This is a genomic window from Candidatus Spyradosoma sp. SGI.093, assembly GCF_050314555.1.
In the GTDB taxonomy this organism is placed as follows: Bacteria; Verrucomicrobiota; Verrucomicrobiia; order Opitutales; family UBA953; genus Spyradosoma.
The window spans coordinates 67,775-90,162 of the sequence record NZ_JBNPNH010000003.1; the positions used below are offsets into that span (position 1 = coordinate 67,775).

Genomic DNA, 22,388 nt, shown 5'->3' on the forward strand with positions numbered 1-22,388 from the left:
GAGGGCGTTTCGCGCGCGCAGACTGAGATCTGAAGTCGAGGGCGGCGCCGGGCGCGGCGCTCACGCGCGCAGAATCCGCGCGGCGGCGAGGGCGCAGTTCGACGGTTCGAGCACGGTAAGCACGGGCGTCTTCGACGGCATCTGCAGCGTCGAATTGATGTTCACGAGGAAGTCGAGCTTGTCCTTGAACGGCGGGCACGCGAGCACGGGCTTCTTCGAGTTCGCGGCGACGACGCCGGAGAGCGCGTTGGAGCGCCCCGCGATCGTGATGAAGAGGACTTTCGCCTCGTCGTCGTGCGCCTTCACGAAGTTGAAGACGCCCACGGGATCCTTGTGCGCGCTGCGCACGAAATATTCGAAATCGACGCCCTCGTCCTTGAGCCCCGCGGCGATTTTTTCCGCGTGCGGCATGTCGGATTCGGAACCCATAAGAATGTAGGCTTTCATGGTCTTTTCGGTTCTGCGGTTTCGGATCGAGCGTTCCCGCGGCTCAGAGGCTCATCAGCTTTTCGAGCGCGCCGAAATAGAGGTCGCGCGACTTCGCGACGACGTCCGCCGGGAGCGCGGGCGCGGGCGGGAGCTTGTTCCAGCCGATGTCTTCGAGGTAGTCGCGCACGAACTGCTTGTCGAACGACGGCTGTGACCTGCCCGGCGCGTAGCCTTCCTGCGGCCAGTAGCGCGAGGAGTCCGGCGTGAGCACTTCGTCGATGAGGAAAAGGTTTCCGGCGTCGTCGAGCCCGAACTCGAACTTCGTGTCCGCGAGAATCAGCCCCGCGTGGTCGGCGACCTTCGAGCCGAGCGCGAAGAGCGCGAGCGTCGCCGCCTTGACCTTCTCGAAGACGGGCGCGCCGAGGATTTCCGCGCAGCGCGCTTCGGTGATGGGCTCGTCGTGGCCTTCCGCCGCCTTCGTCGAGGGCGTGAAGATCGCCTCGGGCAGACGCTGGCTCTCGAGCATCCCCGCCGGGAGCGCGTGGTCGAGAATCGCCTGCGTCTTCCTGTATTCCTTCCAGCCCGAGCCGGCGAGGTAGCCGCGCACGACCGCCTCGATCGGGAGCGGCTTCAGCTTGCGCACGATCATCGAGCGTGCGACGAGCTGCGGGAAGTCCTTGAGCAGCTCGGCGACGGCGGCGTCGTGGTCGGGCACGAGGTGCGTCGGCATGATCTTCGCCGCCTGCGCGAACCACCAGAGGCTGATCTGCGTGAGCAGGATTCCCTTGCCGGGAACGCCGTTGGGCATGATCGAGTCGAACGCGGAAATGCGGTCGGTCGCGACGATGAGCAGCTTGTCGCCGAGGTCGAAAATTTCGCGCACCTTGCCGGAGGCGATTTTCTTGAAGGGCAGCCCTTCGACGTTCATGAGCGCCTCGGAAGGCAGGCTTTTGCGGATTTCTTCAATGGTCATAATGCAGAGAAAGCATAATCGTTTTCCGCCCCGCGGGAAGCGAATTTTTCGCGCGGGAACGCGCGGACGCGCGAAAAAAGCGCCGAGCGGGAAAACCCCGGACGCTGCGGGAACACCTTAAAAATGGCGGAGAGGATGGGATTCGAACCCACGGTAGGGCTTGACACCCTACGACGATTTAGCAAACCGTTGCCTTCAGCCACTCGGCCACCTCTCCGTCGCTTTTAAGATTGTCTCATGGTACCCGGAGTGGGGGTCGAACCCACACACCTCGCGGTATCAGATTTTGAGTCTGACGCGTCTGCCAATTTCGCCATCCGGGCAGAATCAAAAAAGGAGATTGCATTAAACTCCCCGAACCGCGCCTTGGCAAGCACGAAAATTTCAGAGCATCACGTCCGCGGCGATTTTTTCCGCGACCGCCTTGCCGCGCAGCGCCTCGACGAACGCCAGCCCGAAGGCGAGCGCCGTTCCCGCGCCGCGGGAGGTGAGGACGCCGCCGTCCAGCGCGACGGGAGCGCAGGCGCGCGCGGCGGGAATTTCGTCCCAGGTGCAGGAATGCGCGGAAACGCGTCTGCCGTCGAGCAGCCCGGCGGCCTTGAGCACGAGCGGCGCGGCGCAGATCGCGGCGACGAGCCTGCCCTTCGCGGCGAAGGCGGCGGCGAGCTCGGCGGCGTTCCCGTCCTCGAGCAGCGTCCACGTTCCCGGGCCGCCGGGAATGAAGAGCGCGTCGAAATGCGCGGCGAGCTCCGCGTTCCCGCCGAGGCGCGCGCGCAGCGCGTCGAGCGTCTCGTCCGCCTGCAGGGAGATTTCGGAACGGCCCTTGAGCAGCGTCCGCCCGCCGGCGGCGACCGCGGCGAACGTGTTGGCGACGCCGGCGCGGTGCAGCATGTCCGCGGGAACGACGGTCTCCGTCTCCTCGAAGCCGTCCGTCAGAATCGTGAGCGTCTTCACGGGCTTCATCGCGCTTCGACGGTCTTCGCGTTTTCGGGAAGCGTTTCGACGAGGCCGAGCGCGCGCATCTCGTCGGGCGTGAGCGGCACTTCCGAGCGCAGCGGCGAATACAGCCCCGTCGATTCCGAACGGCGCCAGTAGGTGTAAGTGACGTCCGGCGAATACAGACAGCCGGACAGCGCGACGCCGCAGAGGGCGCAAAGCAGAACGGTGAGAACTTTCATGATGCGCGACATTTTGCGCGCGCGGCGGGAACGCGTCAAACCAAGAGCTCGCCGGAAAACGCCGGGAACGCCCCGCGCGTCCGCGCGCTTCGCGGGGTCAGAGATCCTTCAGCGCGAGGGAGAAGCGCAGCGCGGAGGCGATCTTTTCGCGCTTGAAGGCGCGCGCGGCTCGGAGGCGGTAAAGGCACGGCGGTTCGAGCGGGAAACGCCGCGCGCCCGTGAAGATGTTGGTGGAAAGGTGCCCGAGCGGGAACCAGCGTTCCGCGGAAAAATCGACGAAGAGCGCGATCAGCGGGCACTCGGTCGCGACGGCGAGATAGGCGTAGGCGTTCTCTCCGGAAAAGCACAGGCGCGCGCCGCTCACGAGCCACGCGTCTTCCGGCGGCGTCGTCTTCCCGCGCAGGTCGATGACGTGCGCGCCGTGCGAATCGCGGCTGAAGCGCAGAAACGCCTCGTTCCCGCCGGCGCGGCCGAGCACGATGATCGGCATGCCGGAATCGCGCGTGATGCATTCCGCCGCCTGCGCGAAGACGGAAGAGGCGACGCCGTGCCCCGCCCGATTCGGATCCAGGCTGACGACCGCGTAGCGGCTCCGGGAATCGAGCCCGTATTTCTTCGCGATCTCGGCGAAGATCTCGCGCCTGGCGTCCTTATAGACCGAAAGCTCCATCACCGGGCGCTCGGGAACGGCGACGCCGAAGGGCTCGAGCACCTCGAAATTCAGAAACGCCTCGTGCCCGGCGAGCGCCTTTTTCCCGTCGACGATTTCGAGCGAGACGCCGCCGTCGTGCGTTCCCGCGCGCGCGACGGAAAAAGGAATCCCCGCCGCCTTCACCGCGTCGCCGACCTTGCGGTCGAAGCTCAGGTGCGCGACGGCGTCGATCTTCTGTTTCCTGAAGCGCGCGGCGAGCTCGTCCGACGTGGATTCGGGCGAGATCGTGAAGATGCCGTCGAGCGAAGGATGATCGACGAAGAGAGGCGCGAACTTCTCCTGAATCAGCAGGTAGAGGCGCGCCCCGGGCAGCGCGGCGCGCAGAGGCGCCAGCACGGAGGAGGCGAGGACGACGGAGGCAAATTCCGCCGGCTGGGAAACGACGAGAGCCTGCGGCGCCAGCGAGGGCAGTTCTCCGACGTTCGTCACCATTTTCGGCGAAGCGCGCGGTACGCGCTCACGGGATCGGAGCCGCTTTCCCAGACGGCGCCCACGGCGGCGACGCCGTCGAAGCCCAGCCTGCGGCAGAGCCGCACGTTGTCCGCGGCGACGCCCCCGAACGCGAAGATCGGCGCGGAAAATCCGTGCCCGCGCGCGTAGGCGGCGATCGCGCCGAACTCCGCGGGCGTGCGCGCGGGAACGGTCAGGTCGCGGTCCGCGCGCGGGAACACCGGCCCGAGCATCACGCAGCGGCACGCGCCGCCGAGCTTTTCCAGGTCCGCGTATTCGCGGCACTGAACGCTGATCTTTTCGCGCGGGAGATCCGCCGGAAACGCGGCGTCCGCCGAAACGTGATAGCCGAGCAGCCCGAATTTCTTCACGAGCTCGGGGCACTGGTGAAGCACGACGCGGGAACGGAACTCCGTGGGAAGCGCGCGCAACCACGCGGCGACCTTGTCCGCGTTCCAGCGCGGCCGGCGGAGATGGTATTCGGAAAGCCCCCGTTCAAAGAGCCCGCGGACCGCGTCCTCTTCGTTCTTGAGGTTTCCCGAGGGCGAAAGCACGACGACCGGCGCCGTCTCGCGGGGCGGGAAAAATAATGCGGAAACTGCTTTGAACACGGACATGCGTAAAACAAAAATCCCACGACGAAGCGTGGGGAAACGTGTTTTTTTTCGAAAGAGGAAACGCGCTTCCCGGAAGCGGCGCGCGAGGCGGCTTCCGGGAAAAGCGGCGCGCCGATTCAATCGGCCTAGCCCCAGAGACGCTTCTTGTGGCGGTTCGCCTTCGAGCGTTTCCGGCGTTTGTGCTTGTTCATCTTCAGACGACGTTTTTTCTTGAGATTGCCCATTTGTTTCGATGGTTGATTTGAAAATTGAAGCGCAAGTATCGCCTTTATCCGGGCGCGTGTAAAGCCATTTTTTCGGAAACGCCGGAAAAAGCGCCGCCCGCCCCTCCGAGGACCGCGGACGAAAACGTTCTTAACCACGAATCGACACGAATTTTCGCGAATTTAAAAGTATCCATAAAAAAATTACAATAGTCCCTGCGGGACGCGCGCGGGAACGCGCATGGGAGCGCCGAGCCCCGAAGGGGCGGAACAAACGGAACCCATGCGCGCCGCGGAGCACGCTTGGGGGACGCCGCAAGCACGGACCGCGCCTGAAAGGCGCAACCGTCCGAGGCGTCCGACGCCCCGCGATACGCCGTTCCCGCGGGGCAGTTGCGCCTTTTAGGCGCGTGTTCTTTTTGAGCCGCAGTCCCAAGCGGCATTCCGCCGCATGGGATTATTCTTGTTCCGCATTTCATGCGGATCTGCGCGAGAACATATGGGAGCGGAGACGTCCACGTCTCCGTCGCGGGAACGCGCGGACGCCGCGCGGCGGAAGTTCGTCCACGGGAAATCGCATGCCGCGGGAACGAAGCCGGGAATGTCTTCGCCCCCAAAACCGCAAAACAGAAAGGCGCTGCGCGTCTGCGCCTTTCCTGCCGCTAAAGGAGGGAATGGGGAACTTTCTTCTCCGCAAAAACCTGAATATCGATCATGCCCCAACCCGATTTGCACCATTCGCTTTGGCCCTCCAGCGTATGTTCGGCTCTCCTTATGAGCGGCCGCAGCTGCGCGTCCAGCTCCTTAAAGGCTTTCTGGCGGAGCGTTTTCGGCTGCACGTCTTTTGAAAGCCCTTCTTTTTCCAGCTCCGCCCGCCAATCTTCCTGAAGAGTTTTAAAAGAAGCGCGCATGCTTTTAAAATAAGTTCCGTATGCGGACAAACGCGTCAATATGGCTTGCCGATTCCCTCCCCAACGCGGTAATACCGCTTTCCGGGAGCTTCCTTTGATCATTTGTTCCCCATTAGTCAACGGCACGACGCTGAAGGGAAACAAGCCCAAGTATTCATGGACTCCCCCCAAAGCCGGTATTCCTGAACACGTTAGCCCAAAAACCGGCGTCACGATATCCGGAAAAGTTTCGCCGATATTCCAAAGGGGCGCGCCCAAGCGCTTTTGAATCTCGAATTTCAGCGGATTGCCGCCGGCTAAATGCTTCATCAGATAAGCTTCATCATAATATTTTTGCGGAATATAGTCTTTATATCGATTGCGAATATATTTTATCCTTTTTGGCGAAAAGGAAGAAGTATCTTTTAACGTCGGATCTTGTGAAACATCTTCCAGAGAAACGGGTTTAAAGCGCGTCGGAATCAAGAGGAGCTTGCCGAGATAGGCGCCCCTATACATCTCTTTGAGCGTAAGCTGCGGAATCGGCGAAAACATAAAATGCAGATTTTCGTTCAGCACTTCCGCAAGCGTTTCAAGATAAACCGCGTCTTTCCTGGAAAGCTCCGCCTTCAGCTTGGGAGACAAGGAAACGTAAGGCTTTTTTAGCGGCGTTTTTTGGGGCGCGATCCATTCGGCAGCGCCGAACGTCAGCGGCACGACGAAAATACGCCGGGTGCCGGAAAGATAAATGCCGAGCGCATCCGTCTGATAAAACACAAACGCCATGCTGTTCCTGTGAATGTTCTTTCTTTCGTCTTTTGAGCGCACGCTCTTGGCAAAATTAATATAATCTCTTTTGGAATCGACCAATTTTTTAAAGCGAGGCGTCAGCATGTCTTTCCAGACAGGCACTTTTTTTTCAATCTCGTCCCACCATTGCTTTCTGTCCGGATTACGCTCCGTCAGGCAATCTCCAGCCGGGTCAAGCAGCTTGTCCGCGCCTTTTCTTTCAGCCGACGGTGCCGCATAAAGCGCCGACGGCGTGTTCGTCATTTCCGCGAGAACGGCGGAGGAGACGCCCGCGAGCGCGACAAGAAGCAATGCGATTTTTGTCTTCATGGGTTTTGCGAAATCTCCCCGAAAAGAGCGCGCTTGCGGGAACACCGCGTTCTCGCGACGAAAACGCCTCGTTTTCGAGCTCGCCCGATTCTGCAAAAAAAAACGCGCGACAAGCGCAAACGCGTCGGCGGGCATTTCGCGCCCGCCGTCGCCGCCGAATCCGAGCGCCCGCGGCGAGTTATTCACAGGCTGCACGCTTTGGGAGCGGGGCGTCCGCGTCTCCGCCGCGGGAACGAAGACTGGAATGCCTTCGCCCGAGCGTTTTGGGGACACGATCTGACTCCACGCTTCGCTTACCAGTCGTTTGGCGAAATCGGGAAAAAGAATTTCCTTTTAAGAGGCTCTCGACGAAGCGACAGGAATGTCGCCTCCCCGGAAGAGCCGCGAGAGCCAACGGCGCACGGGAACGTCGTAGAGCCGGAGCGCGAGCCACGCCAGCGCGATGCAGCCGAAATACAGCGCGAGCGCGCCGGGAAGCGACTGCGCGAAGGTGAGGTTTTCGTTCTTCACCCACGCGAAATAAAGGTAGATGAACGGGTAGTGCACGATGTAAAGCGGGTAGGAGATGTCGCCCAGGAAGGTGCACACGCGCGCGGTCGCCCTGCCGCCCGCCTTGCCCGAGGCGCCGAGCCACACGATCAGCGGGAACGCGACGACGCAGCACAGCACGTCGTAGAGCCCGTTCTGCCACGGCGCCGCCTCCCCGCCGACGCGCGGGAACGCCGCGAGCGCGACGAACGCCACCGCGCCGACCCAGAACGCGACTCCGCCGCGCACGCGCAACGGACGGAAAATCCGCGCAATCAGCAGCCCCGCCGAAAACGAGAACGCGAGCCGCAGGAAGCCGCCCGCGAGATTGTTCGGCGTCATCGCGAAGCCGACGCAGACGTCGCCCGGCGCCGTTTCCGCGAGCCCGAACCACGGCGCCGTCAGCGCGAACGCCGCGAGCCCGATTCCCGCCGCGACGGTCAGCGCCGCAAGCGCGAGCGTCGGCAGCCGCCGCACGACGAGCGCGTAGAGCACGTTGCCGACGTATTCGAAGAGCAGCGACCACGTCGGGCCGTTCAGCGGATACATTTCAGTCACGCCGCGGATTTCCGTTCCCGTGCCCGCGGGGATCATCAGCGCGTTCATCAGCGTCGCGACGAGCAGCGCGGCGACGGAAATCTTCGAGACGTCCCAGAACTCGCAGCCCTGCGTGTAGAACATCGCCCCGCCGATGAGCGCGCCGAGCACGACGAGCGGCTGCAGCCGGATCAGGCGGCGCCTGAAGAACCCGCCGACGCTCAGCGTTCCCGCGCGCAGGCGCTCGTCATACGCATAGCCGACGACGAAGCCCGACAGGATGAAGAAAAAGTCCACCGCGAGGTAGCCGTGATTGACGCGCTGGTCGAAATGGCTCGTCGCGAACGCTTCGAAAATGTGAAACCAGACGACGGTGAGCGCCGCGACGCCGCGCAGCCCGTCGAGCAGCGCGTAGTGCGGTTTCGTGTCCGCGAACGCCGCCGCGGAAGTTTCGGGAAGGGGATTTTTCATGCGTTCACCTTAACCCGCGCCGCGTCCGCCTTACAAACGAAAGTTTGATAAAGAAGAGCTTAAAGCTTAAAGGGAAGTTTGCGCGGGCAGATTCCGAGGGCAAGCGGGACGCTCGCCCTCCTTTTCGTTCCCGCGACGCCGAATGAAAAAACTCTTTTTCCGCTTCTGTTCCTTCCCGGTTCAAAAAATTCGGCGGCGCGGTTTTCTTCGCGTGCTTTGCGTTTGAAATTGCGCCGTTCCCGCGAAAGGGGCAAAATCGTCGGTACTTATGAGCAAAACAGTTCTACTCGTCATCCGAGACGGTTGGGGAGCCAACCACCACAAGGAACAGGACAAATACAACGCGCTGAAAATCGCGGACATCCCGTTCTCGAACAAACTTTCCGCCGAATGGCCGCGCACGGAAGTCGCCGCGCACGGTCCCGCGGTCGGGCTGCCCGAAGGCATCATGGGCAATTCCGAAGTCGGGCACCAGAACATCGGCGCCGGGCGCATCGTTCCGCAGGAAATCATGCGCATCGACCTCGGTCTCACCGACGAAGGCATGAAGAACAACGCCGTGCTTCAGGCCGCGTTCGGGAACGTCGTCAAGACCGGCGGCGCGCTTCACCTGATGGGGCTCGCGAGCGCCGCCGGCGTGCACTCGACGCTCCCGCACCTCTACGGGCTCATCCGCGGCGCGAAGGCGGCGGGCGTGAAGAACGTCTGCATCCACGCGTTCATGGACGGCCGCGACTCTCCGCCGACCTCGGGCGTCGGATTCATCAAGGAAATCGAGGACAAGTGCGCCGAAATCGGGCTCGGCAAAATCGCCACCGTCGCCGGGCGCTTCTGGGCGATGGACCGCGACAACCGCTGGAACCGCGTCGAAAAGGCGTACCGATGCCTCATCGGCGAAGACGCGCTGACCGCCGAGTCCGCGACCGCCGCCGTCGAATGGTATTACAAGAATCCGTCCTCGGATTCCGAACAGGGCGACGAGTTCGTGCTCCCGACCCGCATCGTCAAGGACGGCGCTCCCGTGGGGAAAATCGCCGACGGCGACAGCGTCATCTTCTTCAATTTCCGCGGCGACCGCCCGCGCGAGCTCACGCACGCGTTCATCGACGATTCGTTCGACGGCTTCGCGCGCGCGAAGAAGCTCGACATCTACTACGCCACGATGACGGAATACCAGAAGGGCCTCTGCCCGAACGTCGTGTTCCCGAAGCCCGCGCCGATGGTCAACATCCTCGGCGACTGGATCGCGAAGCAGGGGCTGAAGCAGTTCCGCACGGCGGAAACGGAAAAGTTCCCGCACGTCACGTTCTTCTTCAACGACTACCGCGACGAGCCGTTCCCGGGCGAAGAGCGCGGGCTCATTCCCTCGCCCAAGGAAGTCTCCACCTACGACCAGAAGCCGGAAATGTCCGCCGAGGGCGTGTGCCAATCGACAATCGACGCGCTGCGCAGCGGCAAGTACGCGCTCATCGTCACCAACTTCGCGAACCCCGACATGGTCGGCCACACGGGCAAGCAGCCTGCGATCATCAAGGCGGTCGAAACCGTGGACAAGTGCCTCGAGCGCATCTGCGCCGTCGCCGACGAGTGCGGCGTGGACATGCTCGTCACCGCCGACCACGGGAACGTCGATGAAATGTACGACGAGGCCACGCACGGCCCGCACACGCAGCACACGCTCAACCCCGTCGAAGTCGTGCTCTACGGCAAGGGCGTGAAGGACGTGAAGCTGCGCCAAAACGGCGGCGCGCTCGGCGACATCGCCCCGACGCTGCTCGACATGATGGGCCTGCCCACGCCTCCGGAGATGACCGGCAAGTCGCTCATCGTGAAGGGGTAAGGATTAAAGATTAAGGTTTAGAGAGGGCGTTCCCGCGGTTTTTTCGCGGGAACGCTTTTTTTGTTCAAGAAGCGCGGCGGGAAGGCCGTCGCTCCGCCGCGTCTCCGGGAGCGCGGGGGAAAAAAAGCGTTCCCGGGGCAGCTCCGCGGGAACGCTCTTCTTTGAGCTTCGGGCTCTTACTTGTTGATGTCGCCGATCATCTTTCCGCCGAAGACGGCCGTGTCGCCGAGCTGTTCTTCGATGCGGATGAGCTGATTGTACTTGGCGATGCGGTCGGAGCGGCTCATCGAACCGGTCTTGATCTGACCCGCGTTCGTCGCGACCGCGATGTCCGCGATCGTGGAGTCTTCCGTTTCGCCGGAGCGGTGCGAGATGACCGCCGTGTAGCGGTTGAACTGCGCCATTTCGACGGCGTCGAGCGTTTCCGTGAGGGAGCCGATCTGGTTGACCTTGACGAGGATCGAGTTCGCGACGCCGAGCTGGATGCCCTTCTTGAGGAACGTCGTGTTCGTGACGAAGAGGTCGTCGCCGACGAGCTGCGTCTTGGAGCCGAGCTTGTCCGTGAGCTTCTTCCACGTTTCCCAGTCGCCTTCCGCGCAGCCGTCTTCGATCGAGATGATCGGGTAGCTGGAGCAGAGGTCGGCGAGGAAGTCGACCATCTGGTCGCCCGAGAGCTTGCGGCCGTCGGACTTCTTGAAGATGTACTGCTTGGTCTTCGTGTCGTAGAACTCGGAGGAGGCGACGTCGAGCGCGATGCAGATGTCCTTGCCGAACTTGTAGCCCGCGTTCTTGACCGCAGCGGCGATCGTGTCGAGCGCGTCTTCGACGGAGTTCAGGCGCGGGGCGAAGCCGCCTTCGTCGCCGACCGCCGTGTCGAGTCCGCGTTTCTTGAGGACGCTCTTGAGCGCGTGGAACGTTTCAGCGCCCATCTGGACCGCCTGGCGGATGCTCTTGGCGCCGACCGGCATGATCATGAATTCCTGGAAGTCGATCGGAGCGTCGGAGTGCGCGCCGCCGTTGATGATGTTCATCATCGGGACCGGGAGCACCTTCGCGTTCGGGCCGCCGAGGTACTTGTAGAGCGGCTGGCCGCACGCTTCCGCCGCCGCCTTCGCGACCGCGAGGGAGACGCCGAGAACGGCGTTCGCGCCGAGCTTGGACTTCGTCTTCGTGCCGTCGAGCGCGAGCATCGCGGCGTCGACCGCCGGCTGATCGAGCGCGTCGAAACCGACGAGTTCCGGAGCGATGATTTCATTCACGTTCGCGACGGCCTTGAGCACGCCCTTGCCGCCGAAACGCTTCTTGGGATCGACGCCCTTCGCGAACTGCTTCGCGGGAACGCCGCCGTCGCGGAGTTCGAGGGCTTCGTTCACGCCCGTGGAAGCTCCCGAAGGAACCGCCGCGCGACCGATGGCGCCGCAGGAGAGTTCGACGTCGACTTCGACCGTCGGGTTACCGCGAGAATCGATGATTTCGCGACCTTTGATGTCAATGATGGTGGACATAATTTTTTGTGGTTGAAAAAAAGGTTTTGCGCGTGAAAAGGAGTTTGAATGTTCCGCGAGAATAAATTTCGCTTCCGCGGAAATCAAGCGGGAACGCGCCCGGAAGCGCGGAATTTCGCGGCGCGGGAGCGGCGGCTCATTTTTTCGGGTCGAACGCGTCGCGCAGGGCGTCGCCGAAAAGATTCAGCGCGAAGAGCGTTCCCGCGAAGAAGAGTCCGGGGAAAATCAGCAGCCACGGATAGTCCGCCATCGAGTCCGCGCCTTCCTTGATCATGAGCCCCCACGACGTCATCGGCGGCTTCACGCCCAGCCCGAGAAAGCTGATGAAGGCCTCGAGCAGCATCACGCCCGGCACCGTCAGCGTCGCGTACACGATCACCGTGCCGAGGACGTTGGGCAGCAGGTGGCGCGTCATGATCTTCGTCGTGGTCTGGCCCATGCAGACGGCGGCCTCGACGAAGGCCTGCGTGCGCAGCTCGCGCACCTGGTTGCGGACGATGCGCGCCATGGTCAGCCACGAGATCGCGCCGATCGCCACGTAGATCAGCCACATCTCCTGCCCGAAGACGACCGTGAGCAGAATCACGAACAGCGTGAACGGCAGCGCGTAAAGCGCGTCCACGACGCGCATCATCAGCGAGTCGCGCGCACCGCCGACGTAGCCCGCCGCCATGCCGTAGGCGACGCCGATGACGCACGAGACGAACGTCGCGATCAGCCCGACGCGCAGCGAGACGCTCCCGCCGTAGAGCAGCCGCGAAAGCACGTCGCGCCCGAGCGTGTCCGTGCCGAGCCAATGCTCCGCGGACGGTCCCGCCGGTCCGAGCGCGAGATCCTGCGCCTCGAACGGGAACGGCGCGATCCACGGCGCGCACGCGCACGCGAGCGTCATCGCCGCGGCGAAGACGCCCGCCGCCACGCCCGCGCGGTTCGCGAAGAAGCGCTCGCGGGAACGCTTCCACGGCGAGACCGGAGCGCCCGCGAAACGCGCGTCCGAAACGGCGCCGTTCTGTTTTTCCGTTTTCACTCTGGCGCGCGATTATCGCGCGTCGCCCCGTCTTTCGCGAGCGAGAAAAAAGGCTTTTCGCGGACGAAGTTTCCGGAGGCGCGGCGCGCCGGAGGACGGAGGTCCGGAAAACATATGCGGATTTCAACGACGTTTTAGGGCGGCGCGCCGCCGCGAAATTTCATGAAGTTCTAACGTTCCCGCAACACGCCCCGAACACGCGTCGCGTAAGCTCTGCGGCACAATCATTCATAACCCATGAAAAACAAAATGAACATCCAGACGTTAATCACGGCTTCGGCGCTCCTCGCGGGCGTCGCGACCGTCCAGGCCGCCGCCGAAGCTCCCGCGCAGGGCGTTCCCGCGAAGGCCGCCGACGAGGGAATCACGATCAGGCTTCCCGACCTGAAGAAGGCCGCCGAGAACGCGAAGATCAAAGTCTCCGGCTACGCGCAGGCGCAGTACATCTACGCCGACAGCAAGAACAACAATCACAACGCGAACTCGGGCTTCGACATCCGCCGCGCGGCGATTTCCGTCAAGGGCGAGCTCACCGACGACTGGTCCGCGGAGGTCGGCTTCGAAATCGACAGCGGCGACAAGGGCGGCAAGCTCGGCGCGGAAAACAGCACGATCTTCGTCGACAAGGCGATCATCTCCTACAAGACGGACTTCGGCAAGCTGACCGCCGGCTATCAGAAACCCGCCTTCGTCATGGAAGAATACCAGTCCTCCAAGACGCAGCTCTGCATCGAGCAGTCGATCGCCACGGCGTACTTCACGAACCTCGCGGGCGGCTCGCTCGCCGGGCGCCACGGCGGCGTGTGGTGGGACGGCAAGGTCTCCGGCCTCAAATACGGCGTCGCGATCACCAACCAGTACAAGGAGGACATGAACAAGGACCAGAACGACGGCGTCGCCTTCTACGGCAACCTCGGCTACGAGTTCAAGAACGATTCGCTGAAGATCGAAGTCGGCGTGAACGGCGTCTACAATCCCGGCAACGACGACGAGGACGCCGCGGTCGCCGGACTCGCGGGCGCGGTCTACGGGCTTGAGCCCTTCGCGAAGATTTCCTCGGGCGGCTTCCAGGCGATCGTCGACGGGCTTTACGCGGACGGCGACGACGACGTCATGAAGGACTCCGTGTTCGGCGTGAACGGCACGCTCGCCTATCGCTTCGAAAGCGGGATCGAGCCGGTCGTGCGCGTCTCCTACCTCGACGCGGGCGACAACAAGAACATCGACCCGAGCAAGCTGAAGTTCGTCCCGACCGACGGTTCGAAGGACTACGATTCCGCCTGCGGCGTGTACGTCGGCGCGAACTTCTACGCGAACAAGTACATCAAGATTTCCGCCGGCTACGAATACACGAAATTCGACGGCGGCGCCCGCAGCGAAGACGTGAACGCGTTCCGTCTCCAGCTCCAGGCCTCCTTCTGAGAACGCCCGACTCGGAAAGACGAAAAGAAAAAAGCGTTCCCGCGGGAAATCCCTGCGGGAACGCTTTTTCGTCCGCGGCGGCGGCGGAGAAGCGGCGGCTTACTGCTCGCCGAAGTTGACGATGTTGTCCGCGCGCGCGTCGGAGAAATAGTAGTCCGAGCCGTCGGGATTGAGCTCCGGCATGCCCGTCTTCTCCATGTCGCCGGCGAAGTAGTCTTCGTCCTCGACGGGCTCGTTGTATTCCGGACCGGCGGAAATCAGCAGGAACGTCGTGCCGTTCCAGTCCTTGCCGGGCTTGCCGCCGGAAATGTAGTTGTAGCGGTAGCACCACGGATTGTCCCACGGATCGAGAATCTGCGTCGCGTTCTCGACGCTGTTGTCGTCGAGCGTGAAGTCCGCCAGGCTCAGGAACGGCCGCTTCTCCGCGCCGGAACGCCCGTCCGTGTAGTCGATCACCTGCATCTGCCCTTTGCGGCGGACGAGGATCTTGTCGCCGCGGAGGGAATCGACGAGCAGCTGCCGCCATTCGGTTTCGGAGCCCTCGCCTTCCGCCATCGGAAATTCGCCGTAAGTGTCCTTGAACTGGCTCAGCGCGAGCGTGAGCTTGTCGCGCTGCGTCTTCGCGTTCGCCGTCAGAATCGCGGTCTGCACGGGACCGAGCAGCCCGACCGTGACGGAGGCGAGCACGGCGATGACGGCGACGACGACGAGCACTTCCACGAGCGTGAAGGCGGAACGTTTTCTTGGGGCGGAGAATGAAGTTTTCATGCCCGCGAGACTAATCCCTTTTTCCGCGCGCGAAAAGCAGAAACTCGGCGCGCGCGGGAACGCCACCGGGAAATAGGGATTTGCGTTCCCGCGCGGGATCGGAGAGAATGCTTTCGTGTCCAGACCTCCGTTCACCGTTTCCGCGAAAGCGGTCAATCTGATCGCCGAAATCGCCGGTCGGCTCGGGCGCCGCGCCGAGCGCGCCGACCGGACGGAGTCTCTGCGTTTGCGCAAGGCGAACCGCATCCGCACGATCTGCGCCTCGCTCGCGATCGAGGGCAACACGCTCACGGAAAGCCAGGTCAGCGCCGTTTTCGAAGGCAGGCGCGTCGTCGCGCCGCCGCGGCAGATCCTCGAAGTCAGAAACGCGATCCGCGCCTACGAACTTTTCCCGACGCTCGATCCGTTTTCCGCGGACGATCTGCTCAAGGCGCACGGCGTGATGATGGAGGCGCTGACGGACGACGCGGGCACGTTCCGCCGCGGGAACGTCGGCGTGTTCGCGGGAACGCGCGCGGTGCACGTCGCGCCTCCGGCGGACCGCGTGCCGTTTCTCGTCGAAGACCTTTTCCGCTGGCTCCGGACGTCCGTCGATCACCTGCTCGTCCGCACCTGCGTCTTTCACTACGAGCTCGAATTCATTCACCCGTTCAGCGACGGGAACGGCCGCATGGGGCGGCTCTGGCAGTCGCTGATCCTCGGTCTGCAGGATCCGGTCTTCGAGCAGCTGCCGGTCGAAAATCTGGTGTACGCGCGGCAGAGCGATTATTACGACGCGATCAACCGCAGTACGGAAGGCGGCGACAGCGGGCCGTTCATCGATTTCATGCTCGGCGAAATCGCCGCCGCGCTGAACGCCGGGGAATTCCGCCCGTCCGTCGTTTCCGAAAGCACCGCGGAATACGCGGCGAATGTCGGTGCAAACGTCGGAGAAAATGTCGGTGCAACCGAACGCCGCGTTCTGGCGATTCTCGCGGCGGACAAATACGCCACCGCGAAAAAAATCGCAGCCGAGCTCGGGAAAACTCAGCGGCAGGCGGAACGCGTTCTGAAAAAGCTCCGGGAAAAGGAGCTCATCCGCCGAATCGGTCCGGACAAGACCGGCTTCTGGGAAGTCCGCGGGAACGCCGCGCGAACTTTCTGAAACGCTTTCGGCGATGCCGGGCGCAAAGCGCCTTCACGGCTCCGCGCCTCGTCGCTCCGCCGGTCTTTCGTCTTCGAAAAATTTTGCTTTCCGCGGCGGGCGCGGGAGCATTGAATAGCGCCATGAAAATTTCTTTGCCCGTGCTCGCGCTCGCGTCGTCGATTTTCTGCGGAACCGCGGTTTCGCTTCCCGCGGCGGAAGAGCACGCAGCGCTTCCCGTGGATTGGCCGGGAACGGAAATCTTCTCCGGAAAAACGGAGTTTTCGGCGGACGGCGACGCCGCGGCGCTCGGGAACGGCGTCGTCTCGCTGAGCGTCGCCGACGGGAACGCGGTCTTCGATCTCGCGGGGACGAAAATCGCGCTCGCGGACGTCTGTTCGCTCGAAATCACCGACGCCGCCGGCAAAAAGACGACGGTGAAATTTTCGCGCGTCACGCCTTTTTCCGCCGTGGAATACGCGCCGCCGAGCCGCCCCGTCCGCCGCGCGGACAGCCTCGGCGAAGACGGCGCGGCGCTCGAGGCGCGCTTCGAAAACGCGGAGACGGGGCTGGAGCTCCGCTGGCGGATCGCGCTCCGCGGGAACGCGCCTTACTTCACGCAGCGCTTCGCGATTTCCCGGGGCGAAGCCGCGCGCGCGTCCGCCGGCGCCGCGGAAACGCGCGTCCGCGTCACGGGCATCCGTCTCGGCGAGTTCCGCGTTCCCGACGCGGACGCGGTCGCGGCGGTCGGCAAGGTCGTCGGCTCTCCGGTCGCGCTTGCGGACGACGTGCTCTGCGGCGCGGAGTTTCCGAATTTCCGCTTCGAGAAGACGGACGCGGGAACGGTCGCGATCGTCGTTCCCTGCGATTTCGACGCGGCCGCGGCGGAAACGCCGACGACGCTCTCGTCCATGCTCGGATTTTTCCCGAAGGAGCAGCGCAGGCGCGCGTTCAATTTTTACCTCGAACGGGAACGCGCCGCGCCCTCGCGCCCGTTTCTGGTCTACGACGGCTGGTACGACCTGGAGCTCTCGCCCAGCGCGGAAAAAATCGGCGAGACCATCGACGCCTACGGCGACGCGCTCGTGAAACGGCGCGAAATCGCGATCGGCGCCTTCGTGCTCGACGACGGTTGGGACGACCCCGAGCGCGAGCTCTGGGCGCCCGCGGCGGACAAATTTCCCGAAGGCCTGAGCGGGCTCGCGAAAAAGGCGGCGGAATTCGGCGCGGGATTCGGCATCTGGATTTCGCCGACGGGCGGCTGCTTCGGCGTTCCCGAGCGGCTGAAGTCCTGCAAGAAGCTCGGCGGCATCGCCGAAGACGCCTACGCGTTCGACCTCGCCGACCCGCTCTACGAAAAATGGTTCTTCGAAAAATGCCGTTCGCTCGTGCTCGACGACGGCGTGACCTACTTCAAGTGGGACCGCATCGGCGAGGACGCGCCGCAGCACTTTCTGCGCCTGATCGACGTCGCCGACAGGCTTCGCGAAATCCGTCCCGAGCTCTTCATCAACGCGACGGTCGGCTCCTGGCCGTCGCCGTTCTGGCTGAATCACGTGGATTCGACCTGGCGCGGCGGCGCGGACATCGCGTTTCAGAACTCCGGCATCGGCGACGCGCGCGACCGCTGGATTTCCTTCCGCGACTTCGAGCTGATCGAAAACGTCTGCTCCCGCGCCCCGCTCTACCCGATCGGCTCCGTCATGCACCACGGCATCGTGCTCGGCACACACTACCAGGGCGCCACCTGCGCCGAAGCCGGCAACGACCTGAGGCGCGAGATTTTTTCCTACTTCGCGCTCGGCCCCAATCTGCGGGAACTCTACCTGGACTTCCGCATGCTCGACGACGATCCCGCGAAATCGCGCGAATGGGCGCTCGAACACGTCCAAAGCCCGCGCAACGACGCGAAGAAAAACGCGCGGGCGCGCGAAGCCGTCGCGCAGGCGACGTGGATTCCCGGCGGCGCCGTCTGGAACGCGATCGCGCGCGCGTCCGTCTGGGCGCGGGAAAACGCCGCCGTGCTCGCCGACATGCATTGGGTCGCCGGCAAGCCGTGTTACCCGCCCGCGCCCTACGCCTTCGCCGGCTGGCACCGCGGGAACGGCGTCGTCTATCTGCGCAACGCCTCCGACAAGCCAGCGCAGATCTCCTTTTCGCTCGAGGACGCGTTCGAGCTGCCGCCGACCGAACCCGCCGACGCGCGCTATTCGATCGCGGACGTCTACGTTTACGGCGCGGCGGGCTCGACGGCTCCGGCCTACTCCGTTCCCGCCTCCGCCAAGATGACGTTCCGCATGAACCCGCTCGGAATCCGCATCCTTCAGGCCGCCCGCCGCTGATCGGACCGAAAAATTCACTTTCATTCAACCGGAATCATCATGGAACTCATAGACGGAAATCTGATCGCGAAGCAGGTGCTCGCCGAGTTGAAGGCGGAAGTCGCGGAACTCTCCGCGCGCGGCGTCGTGCCGCACATCGTCGTGATGCGCGTCGGGAACGATCCCGCGAGCGTCTCCTACGTGAACAAAAAGGAGAAGACCGCCCGCGAACTCGGCATGAAGAGCACCGTGAAGCTCTTTCCCGAGACCGTTTCCCAGGCGGAGCTCGAGGCGGAAATCGACGCGCTGAACGCCGACTCGACCGTGCACGGCGTGCTCGTGCAGGCGCCGCTCCCGCCGCACGTCGACGCGACCGCGATCTTCAACCGCGTTTCGCCGGAAAAGGACGTGGACGGATTTTCGACGACGAACGTCGGCCGCCTCGTGCAGGAGCTCCCGAACGCGTTCGCGGCGTGCACGCCCGCGGGCATTATCGAGCTGCTCGAACGCTCCGGCGTGAAGACCGCCGGCAGGCACGCCGTCGTCGTCGGGCGCTCGCTCATCGTCGGCAAACCCGCCTCGCTGCTGCTGCTTTCCAAGAAGTCGAACGCGACCGTCACCGTCTGCCACTCGCGCACGGCGGACCTGCCCGCGGTCGCGCGGCAGGCGGACATTCTCGTCGCGGCGATCGGCAGGCCGAAATTCGTCACGGCGGACATGGTGAAGCCCGGCGCGGTCGTCATCGACGTGGGCATCAACCGCGTTCCCGACGCGACGAAGAAAAGCGGATTCCGCCTCGTCGGCGACGTCGATTTCGAGAACGTCGCGCCGAAATGCTCGCTCATCACGCCCGTTCCCGGCGGCGTCGGCCCGATGACCGTCGCGATGCTGATGAAGAACACTCTCGCCGCGGCGCGCCGCGCGCTGAACGGGGAATGACGCACGGCGCCGTTCGATTCACCGTAGTCGGTCATCAGTCATCCGTCATTCACTAAAAAATGCTTCCTCCGCCGCTTCCGAACGAGACTTCCGCCGACGCGCAGCTTCCTCCGCCGGCGCCGCTGTTCCCGCGCACGCTCGCGTTTCTGGCGGACGCGGCGCTCGCCCTGCTCTTCGGCGTGCTGGCGACGCGGCTGCTCGTTCCCGTCTTCGCGGCGGACACGTTTCCGGTCTTCGTCGAAACGCTCGAAGAAATCGCGCACGACTACCGCGAAACGACGCTCTCGCTCGCCGGCGGGAACACGGAAGCCGCCGCGGCGTTTTCGGAACGCGTCGTCGAAAGAGCCTCCCGCCCGGAAGTCGCCGACGCGCAGCTTTTCCTCTCGCTCACGCTCACGCTGACGGCGCTCGCGTATTTCACGCTTTCGGAAACGCTGACGCGCGGCGCCTCGATCGGCAAAAAGATCTTCCGCCTGCGCGTCGTCTCGACGGTCACGGGCGAGCCGCCGAACGTGCTCCAAAGCCTTTCGCGCTCGATCTGGCGCGCCTGCGCCGTCGCGCCCGCGGGGCTGCTGGTGACGCTTCTCGTCCTCGTCGACGCGCACGTGCCGTTCTTCGCTTTCCGCCGCCGCGCCTGGCACGACCGCCTCGCCCGCACGGAAGTCGTCGACGCGCGAAACCGCGGGAACGGCCGCGACGCCTGAGCGCGTTCCCGCAGGGGGCGCAAAAAAAACTCCGTCCGGAAAAGGGACGGAGTTTTTTCGCTTCTCGGAAACGCGGGCTCAGCCCTTGATTTCCTTGTGAAGCGTGCGGCGGCGAAGGCTCGGATTGTATTTCATCTTCTCGACCTTCGTCTGCATCGTCTTCTTGTTGCGCGTCGTCATGTAGCGCGAAGGATTCTTGCCCTCTTTGCGGGCTTCAGTGCATTCGATAATAACGGTTTCTCGTGGCATGATGTTATGTTCCTAAAAGTTTTTGAATGTGAAGCGGAATAATGGATTTTCGCGCGGGAACGCGCAAGCAGAAATTTCGCCGCCTCACATTCTGAAGTCTTCGCCGAGATAGAATTTCCGCGCCTCCTCGTCGTTGACGATGACGTCGGACGAGCCCTCGATGAAGACCTTGCCCTGATGAATCAGATACGCGCGGTCCACGATCGAAAGCGTCTCGCGCACGTTGTGGTCGGTAATGAGCACGCCGATGCCCTTGTTCTTGAGCTCGATGACGATTTTCTGCACCTCCGCGACGGAGATGGGATCGACGCCGCTGAACGGCTCGTCGAGCAGCATGAAGCGCGGCTTCGTCGCGAGCGCGCGCGCGATTTCGAGGCGCCGCCGCTCCCCGCCCGAAAGCGTGTAGGCGGGCTGTTTCGCGAGGCGCATCAGGCCGAGATCCTCGAGCTGCGCCTCGCAGTAGGCTTTGCGTTCCCGCGCGGGAATGCGCATCGTCTCGACGACGCCCATCACGTTGTCCCACACGGAAAGCTTGCGGAAGATCGACGCATCCTGCGGCAGATAGCCGAGCCCGCAGCGCGCGCGCTGCCACATCGGCATCGCCGTGATGTCGCAGCCGTCGAGCAGCACCTTGCCGCGCGTCGCGGGAACGAGCCCCACGACCATGTAGAACGTCGTCGTCTTGCCGGCACCGTTCGGACCGAGCAGCCCGACCACTTCGCCGGACTTCAGGCTCAGGCTCACGTCGTGCACGACTTCGCGCTTGCCGTAAACTTTCGCGAGGCTGCGCGTCTCGACGACGCCGGGCGGCGTTCCCGAAGCCGTCTGCGCGGCGGCGGGAGAAGGGGCGGTGGCGGGAACGGATTCGGTCGGGCTTGTCATGGCGAAACAATTTAAAGATTAAAGCCTGAGGCTTAAAGCTTAAAGCGCGTGCGCGCGCGTCGTCAGCAGGCGAATCCGGGGCGGACGGGAACGGCCTTCAGCAGCGCGTCCGCCTCCGCGTCGCCGCGGAAACGGCCGTTCGCGGCGTCCCATTCGAGGCGACGGCCGAGCCGCTGCGCGATCACGCCGAGCAGCACGATCTCCGTCAGCGGCGCCGCGTAGTCGAAGCCCGAAACCGTCGGCGCGCCCGTGCGGATGCCTTCGATCCAGTTGCGGTAGATGTTCCCGCGGACGCGCGGATATTTCCTCGGCGGCGGATTCGCGCGCACGGCGGCCTCGTCGCGCAGCAGCCGCAGCGTCTCGCCCGACGCGCCGAGCAGCATCGTGTTCGCGCTCCCGTAAAAGACGCTGCCGCCGATGCCGTTCGGGAAAGCGACTCCCGCCGGCAGCCCGGCCGGGCGCGGCGGCACCTGAGAGCCGTCGAACCAGACGATCTTCAGCGGGCCGCGCGACGCGTTCCCGGGGAAAACGTAAGTGATTTTCGACGACGTCGGAAACGCGAGCGGCGTGCCGCCGACGGACTCCGCCTCGATGCTCTCCGGCGCGCCGAGGCCGAAAATGTAATACGCGGGATTGAGCACGTGCTGCGCCATGTCGCCGAGCGCGCCGGTGCCGAAATCCGTCCAGCCGCGCCAGTTGAACGGCGCGATCGCCTTGGAATACGGGCGTTCCCGCGAGGCGCCCAGCCAGAGATTCCAGTCCAGCGCCGCGGGACACGGGTCCGCCGCCGGCTCCTCCGCCATGCCCTGCGGCCAGACCGGGCGGTTCGTCCAGGCGTGAATTTCGCGGACCTCGCCGAGAATCCCCGCCTCGTACCACTCCCGCGCGAGCCGGACGTGCTGCGACGCCGCGCCCTGATTCCCCGCCTGCGTGACGACGCCCGCCTCGCGCGACGCGAGTGTGAGCCGCCGCACCTGGTCGATCGTGCGGCAGAGCGGTTTTTCGACGAAAACGTGCTTCCCGCGCGAAACCGCCTCCATCGCCACGGCGAAATGCGAATGGTCGGGCGTCGCGACGACGGCGCCGTCGATGCGTTCCCGCGCGCGGTCGAAGACCGTGCGGTAGTCAGCGAACGCCTCCGGCTCCGGCATTCCGGCTTCGCGCACGATTTTTTTCGCGCGTGCGCAGCGGCGGGAATCCGGATCGCAGACCGCGACCGCGCGCACGCCCTTTACGTGCAGCAGCGCCTCCAGGTCCGCCATGCCCATGCCGCCGAGGCCAAAGAACGCGAGATTGACCGTACCCGCGTCTTCGCGCGTCTTCGCGGCGTCCGCCGGCGCGTCCGCGTCGTTTCCGAAGAAACCGCGGCAGCCGCCCAAAAACAACGTTCCCGCCGCCAGAGCGCCGAGTTTCAAAAATTCGCGTCGAGTCTGCATGCCGCTATTCTGCGCCCTGCGCCCCGCCCTTGTCCAAGATATTTTTTCCGGGTCCGCGCGGAACG

At 64.0% G+C, this 22,388-nt stretch carries 21 protein-coding genes and 2 tRNA genes; 6 read left to right on the forward strand and 17 right to left on the reverse strand.

The annotated features are described in order from the left end of the window. Positions 1-60: 60 nt before the first annotated feature. From ACQREB_RS04170 to ACQREB_RS04220, 11 genes are all read right to left on the reverse strand, one after another. Positions 61-447: an AIR carboxylase family protein gene (locus ACQREB_RS04170; protein ID WP_427765681.1), complete on the reverse strand. Its 387-nt coding sequence runs from the start codon at positions 445-447 to the stop codon at positions 61-63. Positions 448-490: 43 nt separating this feature from the next. Next, the gene (locus tag ACQREB_RS04175) at positions 491-1,402 is read right to left on the reverse strand and encodes a phosphoribosylaminoimidazolesuccinocarboxamide synthase (protein WP_427765684.1); all 912 of its coding nucleotides are present in this window, start codon (positions 1,400-1,402) and stop codon (positions 491-493) included. A 124-nt stretch (positions 1,403-1,526) separates the two neighbouring features. Further along, positions 1,527-1,619, reverse strand: a tRNA-Ser gene (locus tag ACQREB_RS04180). A gap of 21 nt (positions 1,620-1,640) precedes the next feature. Continuing rightward, positions 1,641-1,725: transfer RNA gene (locus ACQREB_RS04185), tRNA-Leu, on the reverse strand. A gap of 61 nt (positions 1,726-1,786) precedes the next feature. Further along, a complete protein-coding gene (locus ACQREB_RS04190; RefSeq protein ID WP_427765687.1) occupies positions 1,787-2,365 on the reverse strand; it encodes a DJ-1/PfpI family protein in 579 nt (192 codons plus the stop codon). Beyond that, complete coding sequence (locus ACQREB_RS04195) at positions 2,362-2,580, reverse strand: hypothetical protein (protein WP_427765690.1); 219 nt, start codon at positions 2,578-2,580, stop codon at positions 2,362-2,364. The genes ACQREB_RS04190 and ACQREB_RS04195 overlap by 4 nt, the downstream gene beginning before the upstream one ends. 97 nt (positions 2,581-2,677) lie before the next feature. After that, positions 2,678-3,724, reverse strand: a complete 1,047-nt coding sequence (locus tag ACQREB_RS04200) for a glycosyltransferase family 9 protein (RefSeq protein WP_427765693.1) — start codon at positions 3,722-3,724, stop codon at positions 2,678-2,680. Further along, the gene (locus ACQREB_RS04205; RefSeq protein WP_427765696.1) at positions 3,718-4,353 is read right to left on the reverse strand and encodes a thiamine phosphate synthase; all 636 of its coding nucleotides are present in this window, start codon (positions 4,351-4,353) and stop codon (positions 3,718-3,720) included. The genes ACQREB_RS04200 and ACQREB_RS04205 overlap by 7 nt, the downstream gene beginning before the upstream one ends. A 131-nt stretch (positions 4,354-4,484) precedes the next feature. Further along, entirely contained in the window at positions 4,485-4,583 is a 99-nt protein-coding gene (locus ACQREB_RS04210; protein ID WP_427765698.1) for an AURKAIP1/COX24 domain-containing protein, read from the reverse strand. Positions 4,584-5,224: 641 nt separating this feature from the next. Continuing rightward, a complete protein-coding gene (locus ACQREB_RS04215; RefSeq protein ID WP_427765701.1) occupies positions 5,225-6,757 on the reverse strand; it encodes a hypothetical protein in 1,533 nt (510 codons plus the stop codon). 147 nt (positions 6,758-6,904) lie between these two features. Beyond that, entirely contained in the window at positions 6,905-8,107 is a 1,203-nt protein-coding gene (locus ACQREB_RS04220; protein ID WP_427765702.1) for an acyltransferase family protein, read from the reverse strand. 268 nt (positions 8,108-8,375) lie between these two features. On the opposite strand from ACQREB_RS04220, the gene gpmI reads away from it, so the two are divergent. Beyond that, the gene (gene gpmI, locus ACQREB_RS04225) at positions 8,376-9,947 is read left to right on the forward strand and encodes a 2,3-bisphosphoglycerate-independent phosphoglycerate mutase (RefSeq protein WP_427765704.1); all 1,572 of its coding nucleotides are present in this window, start codon (positions 8,376-8,378) and stop codon (positions 9,945-9,947) included. Between the two features lie 176 nt (positions 9,948-10,123). Here the strand turns inward: gpmI and eno are convergent, their stop codons facing one another. Then, positions 10,124-11,452, reverse strand: a complete 1,329-nt coding sequence (gene eno / locus ACQREB_RS04230; protein WP_427765707.1) for a phosphopyruvate hydratase — start codon at positions 11,450-11,452, stop codon at positions 10,124-10,126. Between the two features lie 136 nt (positions 11,453-11,588). Further along, a complete protein-coding gene (locus tag ACQREB_RS04235; RefSeq protein WP_427765709.1) occupies positions 11,589-12,479 on the reverse strand; it encodes an ABC transporter permease in 891 nt (296 codons plus the stop codon). 237 nt (positions 12,480-12,716) lie between these two features. Here ACQREB_RS04235 and ACQREB_RS04240 point away from each other — a divergent pair, with 237 nt between their 5' ends. Further along, positions 12,717-13,901 (forward strand): porin, encoded by a 1,185-nt coding sequence (locus tag ACQREB_RS04240; protein WP_427765712.1) that lies wholly within the window; start codon positions 12,717-12,719, stop codon positions 13,899-13,901. A 99-nt stretch (positions 13,902-14,000) separates the two neighbouring features. Here ACQREB_RS04240 and ACQREB_RS04245 read toward each other — a convergent pair whose 3' ends face one another. Then, a complete protein-coding gene (locus ACQREB_RS04245; protein ID WP_427765714.1) occupies positions 14,001-14,669 on the reverse strand; it encodes a prepilin-type N-terminal cleavage/methylation domain-containing protein in 669 nt (222 codons plus the stop codon). Positions 14,670-14,784: 115 nt separating this feature from the next. Between ACQREB_RS04245 and ACQREB_RS04250 the strand changes: the two genes are divergently transcribed. The 4 genes from ACQREB_RS04250 (at position 14,785) to ACQREB_RS04265 (ending at position 19,756) form a co-directional block, all read left to right on the forward strand. Continuing rightward, positions 14,785-15,813 (forward strand): Fic family protein, encoded by a 1,029-nt coding sequence (locus tag ACQREB_RS04250; protein WP_427765716.1) that lies wholly within the window; start codon positions 14,785-14,787, stop codon positions 15,811-15,813. A gap of 122 nt (positions 15,814-15,935) precedes the next feature. Further along, positions 15,936-18,134 (forward strand): hypothetical protein, encoded by a 2,199-nt coding sequence (locus tag ACQREB_RS04255; protein WP_427765718.1) that lies wholly within the window; start codon positions 15,936-15,938, stop codon positions 18,132-18,134. Positions 18,135-18,173: 39 nt separating this feature from the next. Continuing rightward, on the forward strand, positions 18,174-19,052 hold the full coding sequence (gene folD / locus ACQREB_RS04260) for a bifunctional methylenetetrahydrofolate dehydrogenase/methenyltetrahydrofolate cyclohydrolase FolD (RefSeq protein WP_427765721.1): 879 nt from the start codon (positions 18,174-18,176) through the stop codon (positions 19,050-19,052). 59 nt (positions 19,053-19,111) lie between these two features. Next, the gene (locus ACQREB_RS04265; protein WP_427765723.1) at positions 19,112-19,756 is read left to right on the forward strand and encodes an RDD family protein; all 645 of its coding nucleotides are present in this window, start codon (positions 19,112-19,114) and stop codon (positions 19,754-19,756) included. 78 nt (positions 19,757-19,834) lie between these two features. On the opposite strand, the gene rpmG is transcribed toward ACQREB_RS04265, so the two are convergent. The 3 genes from rpmG to ACQREB_RS04280 form a co-directional block, all read right to left on the reverse strand. Beyond that, positions 19,835-20,005 (reverse strand): 50S ribosomal protein L33, encoded by a 171-nt coding sequence (rpmG, locus tag ACQREB_RS04270; protein WP_427765725.1) that lies wholly within the window; start codon positions 20,003-20,005, stop codon positions 19,835-19,837. Between the two features lie 84 nt (positions 20,006-20,089). Next, the gene (gene lptB / locus ACQREB_RS04275; protein ID WP_427765727.1) at positions 20,090-20,887 is read right to left on the reverse strand and encodes an LPS export ABC transporter ATP-binding protein; all 798 of its coding nucleotides are present in this window, start codon (positions 20,885-20,887) and stop codon (positions 20,090-20,092) included. A gap of 62 nt (positions 20,888-20,949) precedes the next feature. After that, positions 20,950-22,323 (reverse strand): Gfo/Idh/MocA family protein, encoded by a 1,374-nt coding sequence (locus tag ACQREB_RS04280; RefSeq protein ID WP_427765728.1) that lies wholly within the window; start codon positions 22,321-22,323, stop codon positions 20,950-20,952. Positions 22,324-22,388 lie beyond the last annotated feature (65 nt).